This window comes from Kitasatospora sp. NPDC088783, from assembly GCF_044750705.1.
GTDB lineage: Bacteria > Actinomycetota > Actinomycetes > Streptomycetales > Streptomycetaceae > Kitasatospora > Kitasatospora fiedleri.
On the sequence record NZ_JBIVKJ010000012.1, the window covers coordinates 1 to 21855 of the forward strand.

Consider the following 21855-nt stretch of genomic DNA (forward strand, 5'->3'; position numbering starts at 1 on the left):
GGGGCGGTGGTGCGGCCGGACGAGCGGCTGTCGTGGGGGCGGACGGTCGGGCTCGGGGCGCAGCACGTGGTGGCGATGTTCGGGGCGACGTTCGTGGCGCCGGTGTTGATGGGGTTGGACCCGAACCTCGCGGTGATGGTGTCGGGTGTGGCGACGGTGTTCTTCCTGCTGGTGACGCAGGGGCGGATTCCGTCGTACCTGGGCTCCAGCCTGTCGTTCGTGGGCGTGGCGGCGGTGATCAAGGCCCAGGGCGGGGACGCGTCGACGCTGACGGGTGCGCTGCTGGTGGTGGGCGCGGTGCTGGCGGCGTGCGGGGCGGTGGTGCAGGGGTTCGGGGCGCGGGTGATCCACGCGGTGCTGCCGCCGGTGGTGACGGGCGCGGTGGTGATGCTGATCGGGTTCAACCTGGCGCCGGTGGCGGCGGGGACGTACTGGCCGCAGGACCAGTGGACGGCGCTGCTGACGATGGCGTTCACGGCGCTGGCGCTGGTGGTGCTGCGCGGGTTCTGGTCGCGGATCGCGATCTTCCTGGGGCTGGTGTTCGGGTACGCGGCGTCCTGGCTGTTCGACCGGGTCTTCGGGAGGATCGACTCGCCGGTGGGCGGCGGGGCGGCGACGGAGCACTGGCGCCTCGACCTGTCGGGCGTCGGCAAGGCGGACTGGATCGGCCTGCCGTCGCTGCACGCGCCGAGCTTCTCGACCTCGGCGGTGCTGGTGGCGCTGCCGGTGGTGGTGGCGCTGATCGCGGAGAACGCCGGGCACGTGAAGGCCGTCTCGGAGATGACGGGTGACCCGCTGGACGACCGGATGGGCACCGCGATCATGGCGGACGGCGCGGCGACGGTGCTCTCCACGGCGGTGGGCGGTCCGGCGACGACCACGTACGCGGAGAACATCGGCGTGATGGCGGCGACCCGGGTGTACTCGACGGCGGCGTACTGGTGCGCGGCCGGCTTCGCGATCCTGTTCGGCCTGTGCCCGAAGTTCGGCGCGGTGATCGCGGCGGTCCCGGGCGGGGTGCTGGGCGGCATCACGGTGGTGCTGTACGGCATGATCGGCCTGCTGGGCGCGCAGATCTGGATCCACAACAAGGTGGACCTGACCAACCCGCTGAACCTGGTGCCGGTCGCGGCGGGCGTGATCGTCGGCATCGGCAACGTGACGCTGAAGTTCACCGACGACTTCGAGTTGAGCGGCATCGCGCTGGGCACCCTGATCACGCTGCTCGGCTACCACGGCCTGCGCGCCCTGGCCCCCGCCCACCTGAAGCACCCGCAGCCCGGGGACGGCCCGCTGCTGGACGAGGGCACCAGCGCGTACGACGACGAGCGGCGGGAGTGAGGCCGGCTCGGTCCGCCGCCCCGTCGAGGTAGTCCTCGTACACCGCGACCTCGTGCCGGACGATGTCCAACGAGCGCCGCAGCTCGGCGAGTCGGTCCCGGACGCGCTGCTCGTGGGCGCGCAGCAGGGCGAGGCGGTCGGGTTCGGTGCCGGTGCCGGTGCGGGCGAGTTCGGTGGGGCGGCGGATCTCCGGGATCGGCATGCCGGGGGCGCGCAGGACGGTGCGCAGCCGCAGCCGCTCCACGTCGCCCTCGGTGTAGCGGCGCCGCCCGCGCTGCGGCGGACGCCCGACGCCGAGAGCCCGCCCGTCGGCCGGTTCAGCCCCCGGCCGGCAGGCGGCCCTGCAGGGTGCGGGACAACTCGGCGATGCAGTCCGCGAGTTGGCGGTCGGAGAGCTGGGCCGGGTCGCCGCCGCAGCCGGAAGCAGCCGGGGCGGGGGCCGGAGCCGTGGGTGTCGCCGCCGGATCGGGCTGCGGCTGCGGCTGGGCGCCGGGCGGGGTGACGGCGCCCTTGAGGGAGACCAGGTTGGGGGTGACGGTGGCGTCGCCCGAGAGGTCGATGTAGTCCTGGGTCTGCCCGTTGAAGTCGACGAAGCCGCGCCACATGTCCCGGCCGAACGGGATGATCTCCTGGAGCGCGCCGCCCTCGCCCACGCTGATGGTGATCGAGGTCTGCTGGGCCATGTACGAGACCATCCGGCTGGCCAGCACGTCCAGGTTGACCGACGGGGCGTCGTCGGCCCGGACGTACACGTGCAGGTCGTTGAGGCCGTCGCCGACCCGGTCGGCCTGGAGGACCGCGAAGGCGACCACCAGTTGCGAGGAACTGTCCCGGGGCACCAGCGGCGTCACGTAGTACAGGTGGCCGTCGGCCTTCGAGCGGAGCAGGAACTCGCCGGGGTTGGTGGCGTTCGCGGCGGCCGAGGTGTGGTCGTAGCCGAAGCCGCGGTCGTCCTTGGCGCCGCGCCCGCCGAGCCACTGCACCTCGTGGATCTGCGAGCGGACCACCGAGGCCGGGTAGACCGCGCCGGGCAGGTCGCCGGGGGCCGCGGTGGGCCGGTAGGCGAGGTCGGGGCGGCCGTCGGCGGAGCCCTTGAGCACCAGGACGCCGGCCGGGGCGAGCACCGTGCGCTGCTTCCAACCGGTCTGCCTGGCCACCGAGATGACGACCACGGGCCGGGCGGTGCGGACGTCCGGGCCGTCGCAGTAGCCCCAGATGTCCTGGTCGCTGTAGACCAGGTCGGGGAAGCGCTCGGCGAGCAGGTTGCGCAGGCTGACCGCGCCCGTCCCGCCGAAGGCCCGGTCGAAGGCGTGGTCGCCGCCGAAGGCGCAGGAGGTGACGGAGTTGGAGCCGCCGTCCCAGACCGCGACGCCCTCCATCGGCTGCTCGCCGGAGCCGTCCAGCACGGCCGTCCACACCCCGGCCGCCGGCCGGCCGCTGCTGCCGTCACCCGCAGCGCCGTCGCCGGCGGCGGCGCCGGGCAGGTAGTGCAGGCTGTGGTTCAGCAGGTGGACGCCGGAGGTCAGGCCCGCGCTGTCGGTGAGCGCCTTGGTGGCGGCGGCGTAGGACGCGGTGCGGGCCTCGAAGTCGAAGTCCGGCATCGGGGCGGTCTTGACGCAGGCCGGGACGTCCGAGGTGCCGACCAGGTCGCAGCGCGTACCGTCGCCGGGACGGCTGTGCTCGGTGACCGGGAGCACCGAGCGCGGGGTGGCCGCGCCGCCCGCCGGTACGTCCAGGACGGTGGAGCGGGCGTAGAACCGGCCCGCGTCCTTGTCGTCGTCCCACAGGCCGGTGCCCGCGCGCACCAGCGAGCCGAGCACCGCCAGCACCACCGCGGCCGTCGCCAGCCGGACCCACCAGTCGCGCAGGCCCGCCCCGGACTCCTCGACCACGTACCCGAGCGCCACCCCGGTGCCGCCCAGGCCGATCGCGAGCCAGAACCAGAACAGCGGCGCGGCGTCCAGCGGGCCGCCGCGCGGGAAGAACAGGCGCTCGACCAGCAGCAGGTAGCTCTGGTCCTGCTGGCCGAAGCCGCCGAACAGGAAGTGCTTGACCACCCGGGTCAGCACCGCCAGCAGCGGCATCCACAGCCACCAGACGGCCACCAAGACCAGGGCGCTCCGCGCCGCGTGGCGGCCCCGTGCACTCGTCATCCCGCTCCCCCGTTCCCGACCCGCTCCACGGCGCGGGCCCCCCTGGTCCATCGTTCCCGCCCCGCCCGCCCGGCAAGCCTGCGGAGCGGGCGGACGACCGGACTGAGCGCCGCCGTGAACCCCGGTCCTCGGCCGTTGCCGGACACGCTGGCGTGACGGCCCGTCAGGCGGCCCCGGCGGCCTCCCGCAGGGTGCGGGAGAGCGTGCCGCGCAGGTGGGCGAACTCGGGGGTGCCGCGCAGCGCGGCGGGGTCGGTGGCGCTGTCGCGGGGCAGGTCGACGGGCAGGTCGGCGACCACCCGGCCGGGGTCGGCGGCCATCACCAGGACCCGGGAGCCGAGCAGCACCGCCTCGTCCACCGAGTGCGTGACGAACAGCACGGCGGTGCCGGTCCGGGCGGTGAGGGTGCGCAGTTCCTCCTGGAGGCGTTCGCGGGTGAGCGCGTCCAGGGCGGCGAACGGCTCGTCGAGCAGCAGCAGCCGGGGCCGGCCGGCCAGTGCCCGGGCGATGGCGACCCGTTGCTGCTGGCCGCCGGACAGCTCCCAGGTGCGCCGCCCGGCGTAGCCGGACAGGCCGACCAGGTCGAGCAACTCGGCGGTGCGGGCGGCCCGTTCGGCCCGGGGCAGACCGTGCCGGGCGAGCGCGAAGGCCAGGTTGCCGCCGACGGTGCGCCACGGGAACAGCCGCGGCTGCTGGAACACCAGCCCGGTGCCGTGCCCGGGCCGGGGCGGCGCGCCGTGCACCAGCGCGCCGCCCTCGACGGCCGGTTCGAACCCGGCGACCACCCGCAGCAGGGTGGTCTTGCCGCAGCCGGACGGGCCGACCAGGACGACGAACTCCCCCTCCGCGACGGTCAACGAGACGTCGTGGACGGCGGTCACCTCCCGCCCGGCCCGCCGCCGGCCCCGCGTGCCGCCGTACCGGACCGTGATCCGGTCCAACGCGACTGCGGGGGCCGTGCGTTCGGCCGCCTCGGCCACCCCGGCCACCTCGCCCACCTCGGCCACCCCGGCCGCCCCGGTCGGCGGTCCGGGCGCCTCAGCCGGTGACACGGGCCAGCTCCTCCACGGCCAGTGCCTTGGCGAACACCGAGGCGTCGGGCACCGCGTCGATCTTCTGCTGGCCCTTCAGGAACACCGCGGCGTCGTGCAGGTTGTCGGCGAGCCTGCCGGGCGCGCCGGGCTTGCCCAGGTAGTCGGGGCCGGCCTGTTCGGCGGCGGTGAGCAGGACGAGCTGCTTGAGCTGGGCGAGCGCGTCGGCGGGGCTGAGGTTGAGCTCCTTGGCGATCGAGGCGGCGGCCTGCTCGGGGTCGCTCTTGGCGAGCGTGACGGCCTGGTCCTCGGCCTTGAGCCAGGCGGTGACGATCTCGGGGTGGGCCTGGGCGAAGGCGTTCGTGACCACGCCGAGGTCGGCGGTGCGCTTGCCCTGGTCGGCGAGCTGGCGGCTGGTCACCAGCACCTTGCCGTCCTTCTCCAGCTCGGTGAGGGTGGGCGTCCAGGTGTAGGCGGCGTCGATGTCGCCGCGCTTCCAGGCGGCCAGCGCGTCCTGCGGCTGGAGGTCGATGACGTTCACCTTCGCCGGGTCGACGCCGGCCGCCTGGAGGGCGGCCAGCAGCGAGTAGTGCGAGGTGGAGCCGAACGGGGTGGCGACCTTCTTGCCGACCAGCTGCTCCACCGAGGTGATGCCGCCGCGGGCGACCAGCGCCTCGTTCTCGCCGATCAGGTCGTGCACCCAGAGCACCTTGTACGGGATGTTCAGCGGCGCGGCCAGGCCCTTGGTGACGGGGCTGGAGCCGGCCAGTCCGAAGTCGACCGAGCCGGCCAGGACGGCGGTGTTGACGTCGCCGCCGGAGTCGAACTTCACCCACTTGACGTCGGCGTCGGGCAGCGCCTGCTCCAGCAGCCGCCTGTCCTTCACCACCAGGTCGGCGTTGGGTATCTCCTGGTAGGCGATCCGGACGGTGGTTCTGCCCTTGCCGTCGGCGCTGCCGGATCCGGAGCTGGAGCAGGCGGTGGCGGCGGCGGTCAGCAGCACGGCCGCCGCGGCGGCGGTGGCGGCGCGCAGGACGGGACGGCGGTTCTCGGACATGGCGAACTCCCTTGGAATAAAAAAGGATTGACGGATGGTCAGGCGCGTCCGCGCCAGGGCACGGCGAGCCGTTCGACGGCCTTGAGCAGGCCGTCCAGGACGATGCCGGACAGACCGATGGTGATGATTCCGGCGAGCACGACGGCGGTCTGGTTGTAGCGCTGGGCGTCGCGGATCATGCCGCCGATGCCGGGCACCCCGTTGATGGTCTCGGCGGCCACCACCGAGGTGTACGCGACGCCGACGGCGATCCGCACCCCGGTGAGGATCTCGGGCAGCGCGGCGGGCAGCACCACTCCGCCCAGCAGCGACCAGCGGCCCGCGCCGAGCGCCCGGGCGGCCTCCAGCAGGTCGCCGGGCACCCCGCGCACGGCGGCCGCGGTGGCGGCGGCGACCGGCGGCAGCGCGGCGATCAGCAGCAGCCAGACCTTGGGCGACTCGTCGATGCCGAACCAGATCACCAGCAGGCTCAGGTAGGCCAGCGGCGGCAGGGTGCGCAGGAAGGTGACGGCGGGCTCCAGCACCACCGCGACCGGGCGCAGGGTGCCGATCGCCAGGCCGAGCGCGGTGCCGAACAGGACCGCCCAGCCGGTGCCCTGGGCGATCCGGCGCAGGCTGGCGGCGAGGTGCTCGCCCAGCAGGTGGCCGCTGTAGCCGCGGACGCCGTCGTGGACGGTGGAGGCGAGCACGAACTGGTGCCACACCTCGCCCGGCGAGGGCACCAACGCCCTCGGCCACACCTGGAGTTGGACGACGAGCTGCCAGCCGGCCAGCAGCGCGGCGAGCGCCAGGGCGCGCAGCGCCGTCCAGCGCAGCGCCTCGGCCACCCGGCCCCGGGAGGCCCCGGCCCGCGCGCCCGCCGCACCCGGCGTTCCCGTCACGCCCGCCGTTCCCGTCACGCCCGCCGTACCGGCCTTCGTACCGGCCTTCGTGGCGGTCGTCGTACCGGTCGTCGTCCCGGTCCCCGTCGCCGCGCTCATGCCGCGTCCCGCTCGGCCAGCAGGGCGCGCACCCGGGGCACGACCTCCTCGCCGACCCGGTACGCCTCCTCCAGGTGCGGGTAGCCGGAGAGGATGAACTCGTCGACGCCCAGGGCCCGGTACTCGGCGAGGCGGGCGGCGACCTCGTCGTGCGAGCCGACCAGGGCGGTGCCGGCGCCCTCCCGGACCAGGCCGATGCCGGCCCACAGGTTGGGGGCGACCAGCAGGTCGCGGGCGGCGGCGGTGCCGCCGCCGTGCAGGGCCGCCATCCGGGCCTGGCCGGTGGAGTCCATCGCGGCGAACCGGGCCTGGCTGGCCCGGACGGCCGCCGGGTCGATGCCGGACAGGATCCGGTCGGCCTCGGCCCACGCCTGCTCGGCGGTGTCGCGGCTGATCACGTGCAGCCGCAGCCCGTACCGCAGGGTGCGCCCCTGCTCGGCGGCGATCGCGCGCAGCCGGGTGATCCGCTCGGCGATCGCCGCCGGCGGTTCGCCCCACAGCAGTTGGACGTCGGCGCGGCGGGCGGCGACCTGCTCGGCGGCGGGCGAGGCGCCGCCGAAGTACAGCGGGACGGGGTGCTCGACGGCGGGGTCGACGAGCTGGGCGTCGGCGAGTTGCAGGTGCTCGCCCCGGCGGTCGACGCGCTTGCCGTCCAGCAGGTCGCGCAGCGCGGCCATCACCTCGTCGGTGCGGGCGTAGCGCTCGTCGTGGGCCAGGTGGTCGCCGTAGGCGCGCTGTTCGGCGGGGTCGCCGCCGGTCACCACGTTCAGCCGGAGCCGGCCGCCGGCCAGGCGGCGGAAGGAGTCGGCCTGCTGGGCGAGCAGGGTGGGGCTGGCGAAACCGGCTCGGAAGGCGACCAGGAAGCCGATCCGGCGGGTGTGCTGGGTGAGCGCGGTGGCCAGGACCCACGGGTCGACGCAGCCGAGGCCGACCGGCGCGAGCAGCGCGGTGAACCCGGCCTGCTCGGCGGCCCGGGCGACCTGCGCCAGGTAGTCGACGTCGGCGGGCCGGCGGGTCGCGGCACCGGTGCGGCCCTGCACGGCGGTGACGCCGCCGGGGTCGCGGCCGTCGCCGCCGGTGGGCAGGAACCAGTGGAACACGGGGGTTCGGTCGGGCACGGGGGTCCTCTTCTCCGGGGGCGGCCGAGGCGGCGGACGGGACAGCGGGCGGGGCTCGCACACGGGCGTACCGGACTGACCGGGCGTACCGGGTCGTACGGTCGGCAGGGTGCGGGCGCGGCGACGGCACCCTCCGCACCCGCTACGGACGCGGGGGTGCGGACGCGGGGGCTACGGACGCGCAGGTGCGGCGGGGTACCGGCGAAGCCGGGGGCGTGCGGCGCTCAGGCGCGGTGACAGGCAGCGGAACACACCCGGAGAAGGTCGATGTGACCCCGGGTGGTGAGGAATACGCGCTGCGACATGCGCCGGAAGCTACCACGTTCCGGCCGGTCGGGGGTCGAAAACGTCCACATCGCGGTCATCGCGTCCACGATCCGGACGGTTCGCTGAAGCGGTCGGCGCCACGGGTCTTTTCGGCCAACCCCGGTGACGTCCGATCAGTTATTCGACGGACCGCGCCTACTGGAAACAAACCTTTCGTTCAACCACTTGACCGCGCCCGGTACGCCGCTATCGTCTCCCCCAGCAGTCGGTCTAGACCTATGACCGTCTCCGGCCTGTCGCAACGGTCGTACGGAGGAACCCCGTTCGTGTCCGCCCCACCGCGCCACGACGGGGACCGACGTACCTGGACGGTCCAGGACGGACCTGAACCCCCCACCTCAGGAAGGCACCCCCCATGCAGACCAAGAGAAAGGTGACCGCCGTCGTCGGCGCGCTGGTCGCCCCCCTGCTCGGCATGACCATGAGCGCGGGCACCGCCAGCGCCCACGGCTGGATCACCAACCCGGCGAGCCGCCAGGACCAGTGCGCCAACAACGTGGTCAGCTGCGGCCAGATCAAGTACGAGCCGCAGAGCGTCGAGGGCCCGAAGGGTCTGTTCACCTGTTCCGGCGGTCACTCCGAGTACGCCGAGCTGGACAACGACAACCTGGGCTGGAAGGTCACCAACGTGTCCTCCGTCCAGACCTTCACCTGGCACTTCACCGCCCGGCACTCCACCGCGAACTGGCAGTACTACATCGGCAACAAGCTGATCGCCACGTTCCCCGGCAACAACGCCCAGCCGCCGGCCGACCTCAGCCAGACCGTGAACTTCGGCAGCTACACCGGCCGCCAGAAGGTCCTCGCGGTGTGGAACATCTCGGACACCGCGAACGCGTTCTACTCCTGCATCGACGTCAACATCGGCGGCACGGGCGGGACGACGGGCGGCACCACCGGGGGCACCACGGGCGGCACGACCGGCGGGACCACCGGCGGTACGACCGGAGGCACCACCGGCGGTACGACCGGAGGCACCACGGGCGGGACCACCGGCGGCACCGGCAGCTGCACGACCGCCGCCTGGAACGCGACCGCGGCGTACAGCGCCGGCCAGACCGTCTCCTACGGCGGCCACAACTGGCGCGCCAAGTGGTGGACCCAGGGCGAGCAGCCCGGCACCACCGGCCAGTGGGGCGTCTGGGACGACCTCGGCGCCTGCTGACGAGCCACCCGGCACCCCGCGACACCGCTGACCGACCGACGGCCCCCTGTGGGGGAGGGCCGCCCGACCCGGCCCGGCACCAGGCCCCCGGCCCGCACCCGGGTCGGGGGCCCACGCGTTCCCGAGCCCCCCGGCCCGGCTGCTGCCCGCGACGTGCACCGGGCATCCCCGTCCGCCCGACCGTCCGCCCCGGATCGCCGACGCCCCGCCTTCCCACCGCGACCCGCGCAGCAACACGCCCACCGGCCGTCGGCCCTCCCACCAGGCACCCCGGCCGACCGTCCGCCCCGGCCGCGACCGCCACCCCCCGAATCGTCACCCACGCCCTCCGCGGTCCTCGCGCCCCGGCCTCCCGCCGCAGCACACCCACCGCCCGGCTCAGCCTCCGGCCCGACGCGCCGCGCCTCACGCCCCCGGCTCCCGGCCCGCCCGGCTGCCGCCCTGACGGCACGCGTGCGGCGTCGGCGGCGCGGCCCACGCCGAACAGGAGCCGGGGGCAGCGGAGTTGGTGATCGTCCCGCTGTCCTGTTCGCTGTACCGGCAGGAGGGCGGCATCCGGCTCTCCCCCGGTTCGGCGGCGGCCCGGCTGCTCGGCGCGGAGCCGGCCGGCCACCGCCCGCTACCACTGCGGCTACACGCCCGCCCCCGGCTGCCTGGACGCGCTGCGCGCGCACGACACGCGCTCCACCGGGCACGACGTGGACGGCGAGGTCCGGATCGCCGAACTGCCCGGCCACCCGTTCCACCTGGCCGCCCTGTTCCAGCCGGAGCTGGCCCCGGAGCACGAGGGCCCGCACCCGTTCGTCCGCGCCTTCGCCCGGGCCCGGCCGGAACGGCGGCAGCCCGGACCACCGCCCCGGCCCAGATCCCGGACCCGGCCCCGGCCCGCCCCTCCCGGTAGGGCCGGGGCGGGGACCGGCCGCCCCCGTCAGCCCCGCAGCCGGGCCAGCAGCGCACCCCACCAGCCGCGCCGCTGCGGGGGCACCACCGGCGGTGCGGGCGGCAGCGGCGGCGCGACGGCCACCGGGACGGGCGCCGTCCGCGCCGGGGTGGTGGCGGGCGTCCGCGGGCCGGGCACGGACGGCCCGAACGCCGTCGCCGAACTCGACGGGTACGGCGCGGACGACACGGTCGGCGCGGTCGGCGCGGTCTCCGGATACCGCGAGGTCGACGGGTACGACGGGTTCGAGGGGACGGCCCCGGCGGCCGGTGCCGCCGCCTGCGGCTGGAGCGCGGCACGCGGGGTGAAGCGGGCCGGCAGCTCGGTCAGGTGCCGGGACATCCAGTTGCCCCGCCAGACCAACTGGTCCTCTTCCACCGAAAGTTGGAGGTCGGGCAGCCGGGTGAGCAGGATGTCGATGCCGGACTCGGCGATCGCCCGCCCGATCTCCTGCCCGGGGCACTCGTGCGGGCCGCTGCCGAACGCCAGGTGCGAGCGGTTGCCGAACAGCGGGGTGTCCAGGTCGGGCCGGACCGCCGGGTCGGCGTTGCCCGCCGCGACGCCGAGCAGCAGCATGTCGCCGGCCTTGATGGCCTGCCCGCCGAGTTCGGTGTCACCGGTCGCCCAGCGGCCGGGCACCAGCATGAACGGCGGTGAGTCCCAGAGCACTTGGTCGAGCGCGTCCGGCAGGGTCATCTGGCCGCCCGACAGGTGGGCGCGGAAGCGGCTGTCGGTGAGGACCATCTTCAGCGTCTCGGAGATCAGGTTGATGGTGGTCTCGTTGGCGGCCAGCAGCACCGAGCGCAGGTGCTCCAGCACCTCGTCCTCGCTCAGCCCGGACGGGTGCTCGATCAGCCAGGTGATCAGGTCCTGGCCGGGCTCGTCGCGCTTGCGCTCCACGGTGCGGCGCAGCGACTCGACCACGTACTCGTTGCTGGCGACGGACGTCTCGGTGCCCTTGACCAGGTCGCGGGCGGCCTCGACCAGCCGCGGGCCGTACTCCTCGGGCATGCCGAGGAGCTGGGTCATCACCAGCATCGGCAGGTGCTCGGCGAACTGGGAGACCAGGTCGACCCGGCCGCTGTCGCCGAACTCGGCGATCAGCTGGTCGGAGAACCGGGTGACGTAGCGCCGCATGCCGCGCCGGTCGAAGCGGTTCAGGCCGTCGGTGACGGCGACCCGCAGCCGGCGGTGCTCCTCGCCGTCGACGAAGGAGCAGGTCGGCTGCCAGGCGATCACCGGCAGCACCGGGGAGTCAGGGGCGACCCGGCCCTCCCGGAACTCGGTCCAGCGCCGGGAGTCCCGGGAGAACCGGGACGGGGTGCGCATCGCGGTCAGGTTCGCCGAGTAGCCCAGCACCAGCCAGGCCGGCAGGTCGCCGTGCAGCAGGACGGGTGCGACCTCGCCGTGCTCGGCGCGCAGCTTCTCGTAGAAACCGGCCGGGTCGGCCTCGGCCTCGGGGCCGAACAGCCGCAGCAGTCCACCGCCCGGCGGCCCCCCGGCGGCGCGGTGGGCGGGACAGCCGGGCGGCGGGACGGGCGCGCCCTGGTACGCGTGCTCTTCGTACGTCACGGGATGACTCCGGGGAGAGGAGGAGGAGTTGACGGGCCGCGGGCGGCCGGTGGGGCGGCGGGCGGGACGGCGGGACGTCAGCCGACCGGCTGGGCCGAGGGCGTCGCGGCCGGGACGGACCCGCCGGACGCACCGGACGCAGCGGACCCGCCGGGCCCGCCCGGCTGGGCGGCGAGGTCGTACAGGTAGCGCATCAGGGCCATCAGCACGTCCCGGCTGGACTCCCGGGAGCGGGCGTCGCAGTGGACGATCGGCACGTGGTGCGGCAGGTCGAGCGCGGCGCGCAGTTCGTCGACGGGGTAACGGGGCGACTCCGGGAAGCCGTTGAGCGCGACCACGAACGGCACCCCGCGGTCCTCCAGCCGGCCCAGGACGTCGAAGGAGACCTCCAGTCGGCGGGTGTCGACCAGCACGACCGCGCCCAGCGCGCCCTCGAACAGGCCGTTCCAGAGGAACCAGAAGCGCTCCTGGCCGGGCGTGCCGAAGACGTACAGCACCAGTTCGTCGCTGATGGTGATCCGGCCGAAGTCCATCGCCACGGTGGTGGAGTCCTTGCGCTCCACCCCGGCCAGGTCGTCGATGCCGACGCCCGCCTCGGTCATGGTCTCCTCGGTGGTCAGCGGGCGGATCTCGCTGACCGCGCCGACCAGGGTGGTCTTGCCGACCCCGAAGCCGCCGACGATGACGACCTTGACGGCGGTGGCCACGGTCGCCGGGAGCAGCTCGGCCTCGCGCGGCCCGCGCGGCTCAGAGCCGTTGAAGTCCATGGATCACTGCCTCCAGCAGGGAAAGGTCGGGAAGGGCGGCCGGGGGGACGGGGGCGCGGACCTCGATCCGGCGCTCGGCGAGCAGGTCCGCCAACAGGACGGTGACCAGGCTGTTCGGCAGCCGCAGGTAGGCGGAGATCTCGGCGACCGAGAGCGGGGAGCCGCAGATCCGCAGGATCGCGGCGTGCTCGGGCTGCATGGTGGGCTCGGGCCGGGCGCGGGCGACGACCAGCGTGACCAGGTCGAACCCGGCGGTGGCGGACTTGCGGTCGCGCCCCCCGCTGATCACGTAGAGCCGCTCCGGGTTGGCGTCCGCCCAGTCCTGGTTGCTCATCCCCGCACCTCGGTGTGGCCGACGGCCGGTCGGCGCGTCGGCGGTGTTCCGGTGGTTCCGGCCGTCCCGGTGGTTCCGGCCGTCCCGGCGGCTGCGACTGCCGCCGCCGTCGCCGCCGCTGCCGCGTCGGACCCGGCGGACGGTGCGCCCGCCCGGCCCGGCCGTGACCCGGCCCGACGGAGCGCCCGCCGTCCGGCCCGTGGCCCGACGGGGCGCCCGGCCCCTGGCCCGACCCGTCGGCCGGTCGGGTCGGCGGCGCGACTCACGCGATCTGCTCGCTGCCGCGGACGGGTGTGGTCAGGTGCTCGCCGATCCGGGCGACCAGGTCGCGCATCCGCTGGCCGACCAGGCCCGCGTCCACGCCCTCGTCCGCGAGGACCGCCAGGTAGGCCCGGGAGCCGGCCGCCATCAGGTAGAAGAAGCCGCCGCCGACCTCGATCACCACCAGCCGCATCCGCCCGTCGCCGTGCGGGAACTCGTGGCCGACCGCGTTGGCCAGGCTCTGGAGTCCGGCGCAGGCGGCGGCCAGCCGGTCCGCGGTGTCGGGGTCGGTGCCGTGCTGGGCCAGCCGCAGGCCGTCCGCGGACAGCACGATGACGTGCCGGATGCACGGGACGGTCTCCGCGAGGTCCTTGAGCATCCAGTCCATGTTGGTCCGTTGCTGAATCACTTGTCGCCTTTCCCTGCTGATTCGTCACTGGCGTGGCTGCCGCCGCCCGGCCCGGCGGCCGGCGCGGTGCCGTTGACGCCGTCGGTGAAGGCGGCCAGCCACAGGCCGGGTTGGACCGGCTCGGGGGCGGGTGCGGGTACGGGTGTCTGCGGCGCGGTCGCGGCCCGCACCGCGGGCGCCGGGGCCTGGGTCGGGGCAGGGGCCGGCGTCCGGGCCGGGGCCTGCTGCGCGGGGCGGGAAGCACCGAAGCGGGACGGTGCGGCGTGCCGGCGGCGCTGGGGCAGCCCGTTCGCGGTGCGCTCGAACACCTGGGGCACGTCGTCCTCGTACGGCTTGGACGCCGGTCCGGACGTCGGCCCGGACCCCGTCGCGGACGCCGGTCCGGACGCCGATCCGGACGCCGCCGCGGGCACGGCGCGCGGGAACGTGCCGCCGGAGGGGGCCGGGAACGTCCCCGGTGCGGAGGCCGGGAACGCCCCGGTGGCGGCGAAGCCCCCGGCGGGGGTGTGCGTGGCGGCGGCGGGGTGCGGGCGGGGCGCAGTGTCCGCGAACTCGGCGCCGGGCACCGGCGGGTAGGGCTCGCCGTCGTACTGGCCGCCCGGCCCCTGGGGGGAGGGGAAGGCCAGCGGGGTGGTGGTGGCGATCCGGCCGATGCCGTGGGCGCGACTGGGCGCGGGCGCGGTGGTGATGTACGCCTCGGGGACGATCAGCACCGCGCGCACGCCGCCGTACGCGGAGGGGCGCAGCGAGACCTGGAAGCCGTAGGCGCGGGCGAGTCGGCCGACCACGGCGAGGCCGAGCCGGGGGGCCTCGCCGAGGCCGTTGAGGTCGATGCCGGACTCGGCCTCGGCGAGCATCCGTTCGGCCCGGGCGCGGCCCTCCTCGCCGAGGCTGAGGCCGCCGTCCTCGATCTCGATGGCGATGCCGGTCTGCACCTCGACGGCGGTGAGGTGGACGTTGGTCTGCGGCGGCGAGTAGCGGGTGGCGTTGTCGAGGAGTTCGGCGAGCGCGTGGATCAGCGGTTCGACGGCGGGGCCGACCACGGCGACCTCGGAGACCGGGTGGAGTTCGACCCGGCGGAAGTCGAGGATGCGGGAGATGCCGCCGCGCAGCACGCTGTACAGCGGGACGGGGTTGTTCCACTGGCGGCCGGGGCGGGCACCGCCGAGCACGGCGATGGAGTCGGCGAGGCGGCCGATCAGGGCGTTGCCGTGGTCGAGCAGCAGCAGGTCGTCGAAGACCGCGGGGTCGTCGCCGTGCCGGTCCTCCATCTTGCGCAGGTCGATGGCCTGGCGGTGGACGATGGCCTGGACCCGGCGGGCGATGTTGACGAAGGCGCGCTGCGCGGACTCGCGCATCGCCTCCTCGTTGTCGACGGCGTCCAGGACGGCGCGCAGCACGGCGTAGCGGAAGTCGTGGAACTCGTCGCCGGCGTTGGTGACGTGCTGCTGCTCGTAGGAGCGGAGCACGTCGGTGATGAACTCGCCGCCCTGCATCCGGGCGACGGCCTGCGGGAGTTCGTTCCTGGCGAGTTCGAGCATGCCGGCCTGCTGCCGGGCCAGGCGGTGCCGCTGCTCGGCGTCCTGCCGGGCGGCCTCCTCGCGGGCCAGCTCCAGTGCGCGGCCCCGGCGCACCGCTTCGTACCCCGCCACCGCCACGGCCGCGGCGCCCACCAGGCCGCACCAGATGATCCCCGAGGTCGCCGCGCCCGGGTTCGCCGCGGCGGCGAGGCCGACGGCCGCGCCGATCACCGCCGCGGGCAGCAGACAGACGAGCACGGCCGCGGGCAGCCGTCCTCCTGAAGACGATCCGTCTGGTGACGATCCGGCTCGAAGCATCAGCATCCTCATACGCTCGGAGGGGACAGGGGGGTGGGCGGGGCCGGGCGGTGCGGCGGGGCCCGGGCGCGAAGCAGCATAGCCGGTGCACGGAGGACCTGACGGCCCGTCAGGGCTCTTTTCCCCCAGGAGAGTTGCCCCTGCTAGAGGCTGTTCCCGGGGCCCGCCCGGGCGGTCCGGACCGTCCCGCGCCCGACTCATAGGCTTGTCGCACCATGCGGCCCCGGAGTAGCCCCACCCGCCGGATTCACCCGGACGAGCGGCAGTCCCGGCAAACCTTCGACCACGGCCGGTCGAAACTGCTAGGGCCGGTCCTCGAACTCCCGCCCGCCCCCGCGACAGGGGTTCGAGGCCCGCCCCGGCCCGGCCCGGACGCCGCCGCGCACCCCGTTCACGGCTCCTCCGCAGTCCGGTGGGCCCCGGCTCGCCCCCGGATCACCGCCGGTTCACCCCGCCGGGTAGGGATCCCGGACGACCCGCCCGCGCCCACGACCGGAGGCCCCGATGCCCACCGACCCGTCCGCCCGGCCCGACCGCCGCGCCCTGCTGCGCACCGGCCTCGCCACCGGTGCCGCGACCGCCGTCGGCCTGGCCGCCCCGGCCACCGCCTCCGCCGCCCCCACCACCGGTCCCTCCGCCTCCGGCCCCGATCCCGCCCCCGCCGACCGGACCGTCACGCTGACCGGCCGACTCCCCACCGGCGCGCCCGACTTCGTCCACCTCCCGGTGGACGTCCCGCCCGGGGTGCGGGAGATCGCGGTGTCGTACCGCTACGACCGGCCCGCCGTCCCGGCCGGCACCCCGGGCAACTCCTGCGACATCGGCCTCTTCGACCAGCGCGGCACCGACCCGGGCGGCCGGGGCTTCCGCGGCTGGTCCGGCGGCTTCCGCGACTCGTTCAGCATCTCCGCGACCGCCGCCACCCCCGGCTACCTGCCCGGACCGATCGACCCGGGCACCTGGCACGTGGTGCTCGGCCCGTACCAGGTCGCCCCGCAGGGCCTGGCCTACACGGTCGAGGTCACCTTCCGGTTCGGCCGCCCGGGCCCGGCCTTCACCCCGCACTACCCGGCCGAACGGGCCCGCGGCCGCGGCCGGGCCTGGTACCGGGGCGACTGCCACCTGCACACCGTGCACTCGGACGGGCGCCGCCGGCCCGAGGAGGTCGCGGCCGGCGCCCGGGCCGCCGGGCTGGACTTCATCGTCTCCACCGACCACAACACCAGCTCCGCGCACGGCGTCTGGGGCCCGCTGGCCGGGGACGACCTGCTGATCGTCACCGGCGAGGAGGTCACCACACGCAACGGCCACTGGCTGGCCCTCGGCCTGGAGCCCGGCCGCTTCGTCGACTGGCGCTACCGCTCCCGCGACGACCTGTTCCCCCGCTTCGCCCGCCAGGTCCGCCGCGACGGCGGCCTGGTCGTCCCCGCGCACCCCTACTGCCCGTACGTGGCCTGCCAGTGGAAGTTCGGCTACCGGGACGCCGACGCCGTCGAGGTCTGGAACGGCCCCTGGACGTACGACGACGAATCCGCCGTCGACACCTGGGACGCCGGCCTGGCCGCCGCCCTGCGCGAGGGCCGGGGCTGGCTGCCCGCGCTGGGCAACAGCGACGCCCACAGCGAGCCGCAGCCGATCGGCAGCCCGCACAACGTCGTCCTCGCCGACGACCTGAGCCGCGCCGCGGTCCTCGACGGCCTGCGCGCCGGACGCAGCTGGATCGCCGAATCCGCCGCCGTGCAGCTGGAGTTCACCGCCACCGGCCACGGCCGCCAGGCCGGCATCGGCGAACGCCTGACCGTCCCCGCCGACGCCCCCGTCGACGTCCGCCTCACCGTCTCCGGCGTCCCCGGCGGGACCGCCCGCCTGCTCACCGACGAGGGCCAGCTCCACCAGGAGCCCCTCTCCCCCACCGGCCCCACCACCCTCACCTGGCGCACCACCGCCTCCCTCGCCGGCTACGTCCGCGCCGAGGTCCGCCACCCCAGGCCGGACGGCACCCCGGGCCAGGGCACCACCATGGGCCCCGCCCTCCCCTGGGGCCCGATGGCGGCCCTCACCAACCCGATCCTCCTCGCCACCACCCCCTGACCCGCTCCGCTCCTCGCGCCCCCGCTCAGGTCAGTTCCAGCACCTTCCGCCCGCAGCGCAGGAACACCCGGCGGGTGGCGGTCGGGCGGGCGAGGTCGTGGGTGCCGAGGACGACGAGCAGGCGCTCGTCCGCGTCGGTGCGGGTGAGCGGGACGGTGTGCTGCGCGCCGTCGGTGTGTTCGACGACCAGCCTGAGGCCGCCCGCCGCGGCGACCCGGCGGACCTGGTTGAGGCTGGGCAGTTCGCCGCTGACCTTGACCAGCAGGTCGCCGAGGGTGGCCGCGCCGTGCGCGGCCGGGTCGACGGCGGGCAGCGGCCCCGCCCGGGAGTAGCGGCGCACCGCGTACCGCGCCCGGAACGCGTCCCGGGCGGCGATCGCGGCGTCCTCCCCGTGCACGGTGGCGGTGACGGCGGCGGCCAGCAGGGTCTTCGCCGCCACCGGGTGCCGGCGGCCGTCGCCGACCTGGGCGAGCAGCAGCTCGACCTCCTCGTCGAGGAGTTCGGTGAGTGCCCGGAGGTACCCGGGCAGCAGCCGGTCCGCGCAGGCCATCAGGCGGCCGAACATCTCCTCGGCGGGGAAGCCCAGGGCGACGTAGTTGTTCTTCGACTTGCTCATCTTGGCGCCGGTGCCGTCGGTGCCCTCGATCAGCCCGGTGGCCAGCACCACCTCGGGCCGCTGCCCGGCCGCCGCCATCACCCGGCGGCACATCTGCAGGTTGAGCAGCTGGTCGAGGCCGCCGAGCTCGACGTCGGCGGCCAGCTCCACCGAGTCCGTCGCCATCACCACGGAGTAGACGAGTTCGGCGAGGGTGAGCCCGCTGCCCTCGGCGAGCCGGGTGCGGAAGTCCTCGCGCTGGAGCGCGGCGGAGGCGGGCAGCCGGGCCAGTACCGCCAGGAAGCTCGGCAGTGTCATCGGCGCCAGCCACTCGCTGTTGAAGCGGAACTCGGCGCGGGAGAAGTCGAAGAACGGGCCGACCTGCTGCCGGTAGGTGGCCACGTTCCGCCGGACGTCCTCCTCGGTGAGCGGCGGGCGCTCGGCGCTGCGGCCGGACGGGTCGCCGATCCGGGCGGTGACGTCGCCGACCAGGAACACCACCCGGTGGCCCATCCGCTGCAACCGGCTGGCCAGGATCATCGGCACGGCGTGCCCGAGGTGCACCTCCGCGCCGGTCGGGTCGATGCCGAACTTCACCGTCAACGGCCTTCCCTCGCCCAGCAGTTCGGCCAGTGACCGGACGCCGGGCAGCACCTGCGCGGCGCGCGCCCCGAGCAGCTCGGCCTGCCGCCGCGGGCCGAGCCCCGACAGGTCGGCGCACCGGCGCCCGGCCAGCAGCCCGAGCAGCCGGCCCAGCTCCGGGCCCTCCCGCCACTCCCCCTCGTCCTCGATCAGTGCACGGATCCGTGCGGTGGTGCGGTCGAACGCGGTGGCGGTCATGGCCATCCTCTCGGGGGGTGCGTCGGCGTACGGCGGCACGGCAGGCACGCGGGCACAGCGGACACAGCGGCGCGGTGGACGCGGTGGACGCGGTGGACGCGGTGGGCACGGCCGGGCGGCACGGGACGACGGAGGCGGGGGGTTCGGAGGAGGCCGGTCGACAGCGCTGCCGGCCGGCCCGCGAAGGGGCGACCGCCCACGGCTCGCGGCAGGTGCCGACGCCCGGCCGCGCCCGGTCGGAGGCGCAGCAGGCACGGCGGGGTGGGCGCGTCAACGCGTCGGCGCGTCAGTACGTCAGCGCGTCAACGGGATCGTCCGAAGGCCGGGAGTCCCGGCCGCCCAGGGTGAGGAGGGCAGGCCGGAGGGCGGTGCGAGCCGCCACTAATATCGCTTCACCACGCGAACCTCCGGGGACAGGGAACGGCGGGAGCGCGAACCGCGCCCGGCACCGCCGTCGCCGCCCATGCTGCCGCATCTCCCCCGCCCCGCGCACCCGGTTTTTCCGCGTCCCGCGCGCCCGGTTCCCCCCGTCCCGCGCGCCGCGGTTTTCCACCCGCCCGCACCACGTGTGCGCCTTGGCAGCGGCGCCCCCGGCTGCGAAGGTGACGGAGTATCAGCCCACCATCCCTTTGTCCGATCATCCCAATGGGAGCGTGCGCATGACCGCACCGGTACTGACGGTGGACCAGGTGGTCGACCGGATGACGGACCTGGCCGCCGAACTCCCGTCCCGCGACGGGGTCGCCGTGTTCAACGCGATGTACCTGACCGTCACCCGGCTGGTCCGCGACCACCTCGTCGCCGGGTACTTCGACGACCCGGCCGCCATGGCCGAACTCGACGCCGTCTTCGCCGCCCGCTACCTCGCCGCCGTCGACGACGACCGCGCCGGACGCCGCCCCGCCGCCTGCTGGCGCCCGCTGTTCGAGCTGCGCGCCGCCCCGGGCGTCCACCCGCTCCAGTTCGCCCTGGCGGGCATGAACGCCCACATCGAGAACGACCTCCCGCTCGCCGTCCTCGACACCTGCCGCCTCACCGACCGCACCCCCGACCGGCTGCACGCCGACTACCTGCGGATCAACGCCCTGCTCGCCCGGGTCGAGGCCGAGGTCCGCGCCTCCCTGCTGCCCGTGCCGGCCGGCGGCGCGCTGCTGCACGTGCTGTCGGTCTGGAGCATCGACCGCGCCCGCGACGCCGCCTGGGCCTCCGTCCTCGCCCTGTGGGAGCTGCGCCGCCTGCCGCCCGCCCGCGCCCTGGTCGCCGACGCCCTCTCCGGCTCCGTCGGCATGGTCGGCCGCGCCCTGCTCACCCCGCTCACCCCGCTCAGCCCGAACTGACCGCGCTCCGGGGCCTGACGGACCGGTGCCCGATGATGGGTCCACCGGCGGGACGGGCGCCGGATCGGACGCCGGGACGGCCTGCGGACGAGGGCGGGCACGGACACGAGCACGAGCACGGGACGGAACAGCCATGGCGAAGCGCACGAAGGACGAACAGGGGTCGAAGCGCCGTGGCCCCGACCCGCGGCACTTCGTGCAGGTCGCCCGCCGGCCGAGCCTCGGCGTCGAGGTGTCGACGGGCCGGGCCTGGGTCGGCGTCGACCAGCAGGTCGGCCACGGCTCCGCCGACGCCCTGTTCGCGCTGACGGACGAGCAGTACGCCGCGGCGCTCGCCGGTGAGGGGCTGGGGCCATTCGAGGGCGAGTGCTGGCGGGGCGAGCACGACGACCTGCTGCTGTTCCACCCGGGCGGCGGGTCCTGGTACCCGGAGCGGTGGTCCCCGTGCCGGGCCCGCATGCTGCCGCCCCGGTTCGAGGGCGAACTCTGGTGGCACGTCGACGCGTTGGACGAACCCGCGGACAGCGCCCGGGCCGAGGTCTCCCGGAGCCTCGCCGCCGGCCCGAACGGCACCGCCGACCGGGTGTTCCGGCTGGTCGGCGACGGCGCCCACCCCCGCCCGGCCGCGCTGATCGGCGGGCTGCCCCCGGGCAGCGACCGCGCCCGGGCCCGGGAGGTCCTGGGCGATCCGGTGGAGGAGGGCGGCGACGTGTACGCCGTCGAGGGCGACCGGGTGCGGCTCGGGTACGCCGACGGCGGCCTGGTCGAGATCGCCCTGGAGCGCCCGGCCCCGCGGCCGCTGCCGGAGGGCCCGGTCCGCGCCTTCCTCGCCGCGCTCGGGGAGCCCGAGGCGGGCGCGGCCTTCCGGGAGGTGGCGCGGCTCGCGGGCGGGACGGGCCGGCGGTGGGCGGCGTCCTCCGGCTCCCCCCGGCGGCTGCTCGCGTTCGACGGCGGCGTCGAGGTGCAGGTCGAGGAGGGCCGGGTCCTGAGCGCCCGGGTCCGGCTCCGCGCGGACGCCTCCGGCCCGGCCTACCGGCACGCGCCCGACCTGCTCCCCGGGGCGGTCCGGCCGCCCACCCGCGCGGACTTCCACCGCGCGCTCGGCCTGCCGTCGGCGACCGGCGGGGGCACCGACCTGTACCGCTACGGCACCCGCGACCTCCTGGTCGAGTACGTCGAGTACGTCGAGTACGTGGCCGGTACCGCGGACGCGGTGACGGCGGTCCTGCGCGGGACCAGCGCCCCGCCCGGCGTCCACCGGTGGCGCTCCGGCGAGTTCACGCTGTTCCTCGACGTCCTGGACCGACCGGAGGCGCACCCGCTCGTCGCCCACGTGTGCGGCCTCCCCGGGGTGCGCCTGACGCTCCGCCGCGGCGCCGTCGCCGAGGTCGAGATCGGTGGCCGCGGCCACCGGAGCGAGCGCTTCGCGGCCTTCGTCGACGGGATGCCGGGCGAGCCCGCCCGCGCGGACCTGCCGCTCGGGGCGCCCACCGAGCGCGGCGCGCACGACGACCTGTGGGACTTCGCCCGGGGCTGGATCCACGTCCACTCGTCCGACGGGACGGCGGTCAGCACCGTCACCGTCCGCCGGGAACCGCCGCACGGCCTCGCGGCACGCCCCGGGACGGCGCACCGCGACCGCTGACCGGCTCCCGGAGAAGGCGGCGCGGGCCCGGCGGCGCTGTCGTACCGCGCCCGTA

At 75.6% G+C, this 21855-nt stretch carries 16 protein-coding genes and 1 pseudogene; 5 read left to right on the top strand and 12 right to left on the bottom strand.

The window, feature by feature from the left end; translation table 11 throughout:
• A partial coding sequence (locus ACIP60_RS28195) for a uracil-xanthine permease family protein (RefSeq protein ID WP_400689304.1) occupies window positions 1-1341 on the top strand: 1341 nt, incomplete at its 5' end.
• Between the two features lie 190 nt (window positions 1342-1531).
• Here ACIP60_RS28195 and ACIP60_RS28200 read toward each other — a convergent pair.
• The 6 genes and pseudogenes from ACIP60_RS28200 to ACIP60_RS28225 form a co-directional block, all read right to left on the bottom strand.
• Window positions 1532-1768 (bottom strand): annotated as a pseudogene (locus ACIP60_RS28200) (hypothetical protein); the annotation flags it as partial.
• Window positions 1659-3494, bottom strand: a complete 1836-nt coding sequence (locus ACIP60_RS28205) for a hypothetical protein (RefSeq protein WP_400689307.1) — start codon at window positions 3492-3494, stop codon at window positions 1659-1661. The pseudogene ACIP60_RS28200 and the gene ACIP60_RS28205, both read right to left, overlap by 110 nt.
• Window positions 3495-3657: 163 nt before the next feature.
• The gene (locus ACIP60_RS28210) at window positions 3658-4500 is read right to left on the bottom strand and encodes an ABC transporter ATP-binding protein (protein WP_400689784.1); all 843 of its coding nucleotides are present in this window, start codon (window positions 4498-4500) and stop codon (window positions 3658-3660) included.
• A gap of 31 nt (window positions 4501-4531) precedes the next feature.
• A complete protein-coding gene (locus ACIP60_RS28215; RefSeq protein WP_400689310.1) occupies window positions 4532-5581 on the bottom strand; it encodes an ABC transporter substrate-binding protein in 1050 nt (349 codons plus the stop codon).
• A gap of 38 nt (window positions 5582-5619) precedes the next feature.
• The gene (locus ACIP60_RS28220; RefSeq protein WP_400689313.1) at window positions 5620-6462 is read right to left on the bottom strand and encodes an ABC transporter permease; all 843 of its coding nucleotides are present in this window, start codon (window positions 6460-6462) and stop codon (window positions 5620-5622) included.
• Between the two features lie 95 nt (window positions 6463-6557).
• Complete coding sequence (locus ACIP60_RS28225) at window positions 6558-7679, bottom strand: LLM class flavin-dependent oxidoreductase (protein WP_100835211.1); 1122 nt, start codon at window positions 7677-7679, stop codon at window positions 6558-6560.
• Between the two features lie 682 nt (window positions 7680-8361).
• Here ACIP60_RS28225 and ACIP60_RS28230 point away from each other — a divergent pair.
• Entirely contained in the window at window positions 8362-9171 is an 810-nt protein-coding gene (locus tag ACIP60_RS28230) for a lytic polysaccharide monooxygenase (RefSeq protein WP_400689316.1), read from the top strand.
• Window positions 9172-10099: 928 nt separating this feature from the next.
• Here the strand turns inward: ACIP60_RS28230 and ACIP60_RS28235 are convergent.
• The 5 genes from ACIP60_RS28235 to ACIP60_RS28255 all read right to left on the bottom strand — a co-directional run bounded on the left by ACIP60_RS28235 (window position 10100) and on the right by ACIP60_RS28255 (window position 15232).
• Entirely contained in the window at window positions 10100-11683 is a 1584-nt protein-coding gene (locus tag ACIP60_RS28235; protein WP_400689319.1) for a cytochrome P450, read from the bottom strand.
• A gap of 77 nt (window positions 11684-11760) precedes the next feature.
• Complete coding sequence (locus ACIP60_RS28240; protein WP_400689322.1) at window positions 11761-12450, bottom strand: GTP-binding protein; 690 nt, start codon at window positions 12448-12450, stop codon at window positions 11761-11763.
• Entirely contained in the window at window positions 12431-12784 is a 354-nt protein-coding gene (locus tag ACIP60_RS28245) for a DUF742 domain-containing protein (protein ID WP_100835214.1), read from the bottom strand. The genes ACIP60_RS28240 and ACIP60_RS28245 overlap by 20 nt, the downstream gene beginning before the upstream one ends.
• A gap of 262 nt (window positions 12785-13046) precedes the next feature.
• Window positions 13047-13454 (bottom strand): roadblock/LC7 domain-containing protein, encoded by a 408-nt coding sequence (locus ACIP60_RS28250; RefSeq protein ID WP_030462807.1) that lies wholly within the window; start codon window positions 13452-13454, stop codon window positions 13047-13049.
• Window positions 13451-15232 carry an ATP-binding protein gene (locus tag ACIP60_RS28255; protein WP_400689326.1) on the bottom strand — a complete coding sequence of 594 codons (1782 nt, stop codon included), beginning with the start codon at window positions 15230-15232 and terminating at the stop codon, window positions 13451-13453. The genes ACIP60_RS28250 and ACIP60_RS28255 overlap by 4 nt, the downstream gene beginning before the upstream one ends.
• A 564-nt stretch (window positions 15233-15796) precedes the next feature.
• On the opposite strand from ACIP60_RS28255, the gene ACIP60_RS28260 reads away from it, so the two are divergent.
• Window positions 15797-17383, top strand: coding sequence for a CehA/McbA family metallohydrolase (locus tag ACIP60_RS28260; protein WP_400689329.1), 1587 nt, complete (start codon window positions 15797-15799; stop codon window positions 17381-17383).
• Between the two features lie 25 nt (window positions 17384-17408).
• On the opposite strand, the gene tyrS is transcribed toward ACIP60_RS28260, so the two are convergent.
• Window positions 17409-18818, bottom strand: coding sequence for a tyrosine--tRNA ligase (tyrS, locus tag ACIP60_RS28265; RefSeq protein WP_400689332.1), 1410 nt, complete (start codon window positions 18816-18818; stop codon window positions 17409-17411).
• A 659-nt stretch (window positions 18819-19477) separates the two neighbouring features.
• On the opposite strand from tyrS, the gene ACIP60_RS28270 reads away from it, so the two are divergent.
• Both ACIP60_RS28270 and ACIP60_RS28275 read left to right on the top strand, forming a co-directional pair.
• Window positions 19478-20155, top strand: a complete 678-nt coding sequence (locus ACIP60_RS28270; RefSeq protein ID WP_400689335.1) for a DUF5995 family protein — start codon at window positions 19478-19480, stop codon at window positions 20153-20155.
• Between the two features lie 133 nt (window positions 20156-20288).
• Window positions 20289-21800, top strand: a complete 1512-nt coding sequence (locus tag ACIP60_RS28275; protein WP_400689338.1) for a hypothetical protein — start codon at window positions 20289-20291, stop codon at window positions 21798-21800.
• Window positions 21801-21855: the final 55 nt, after the last annotated feature.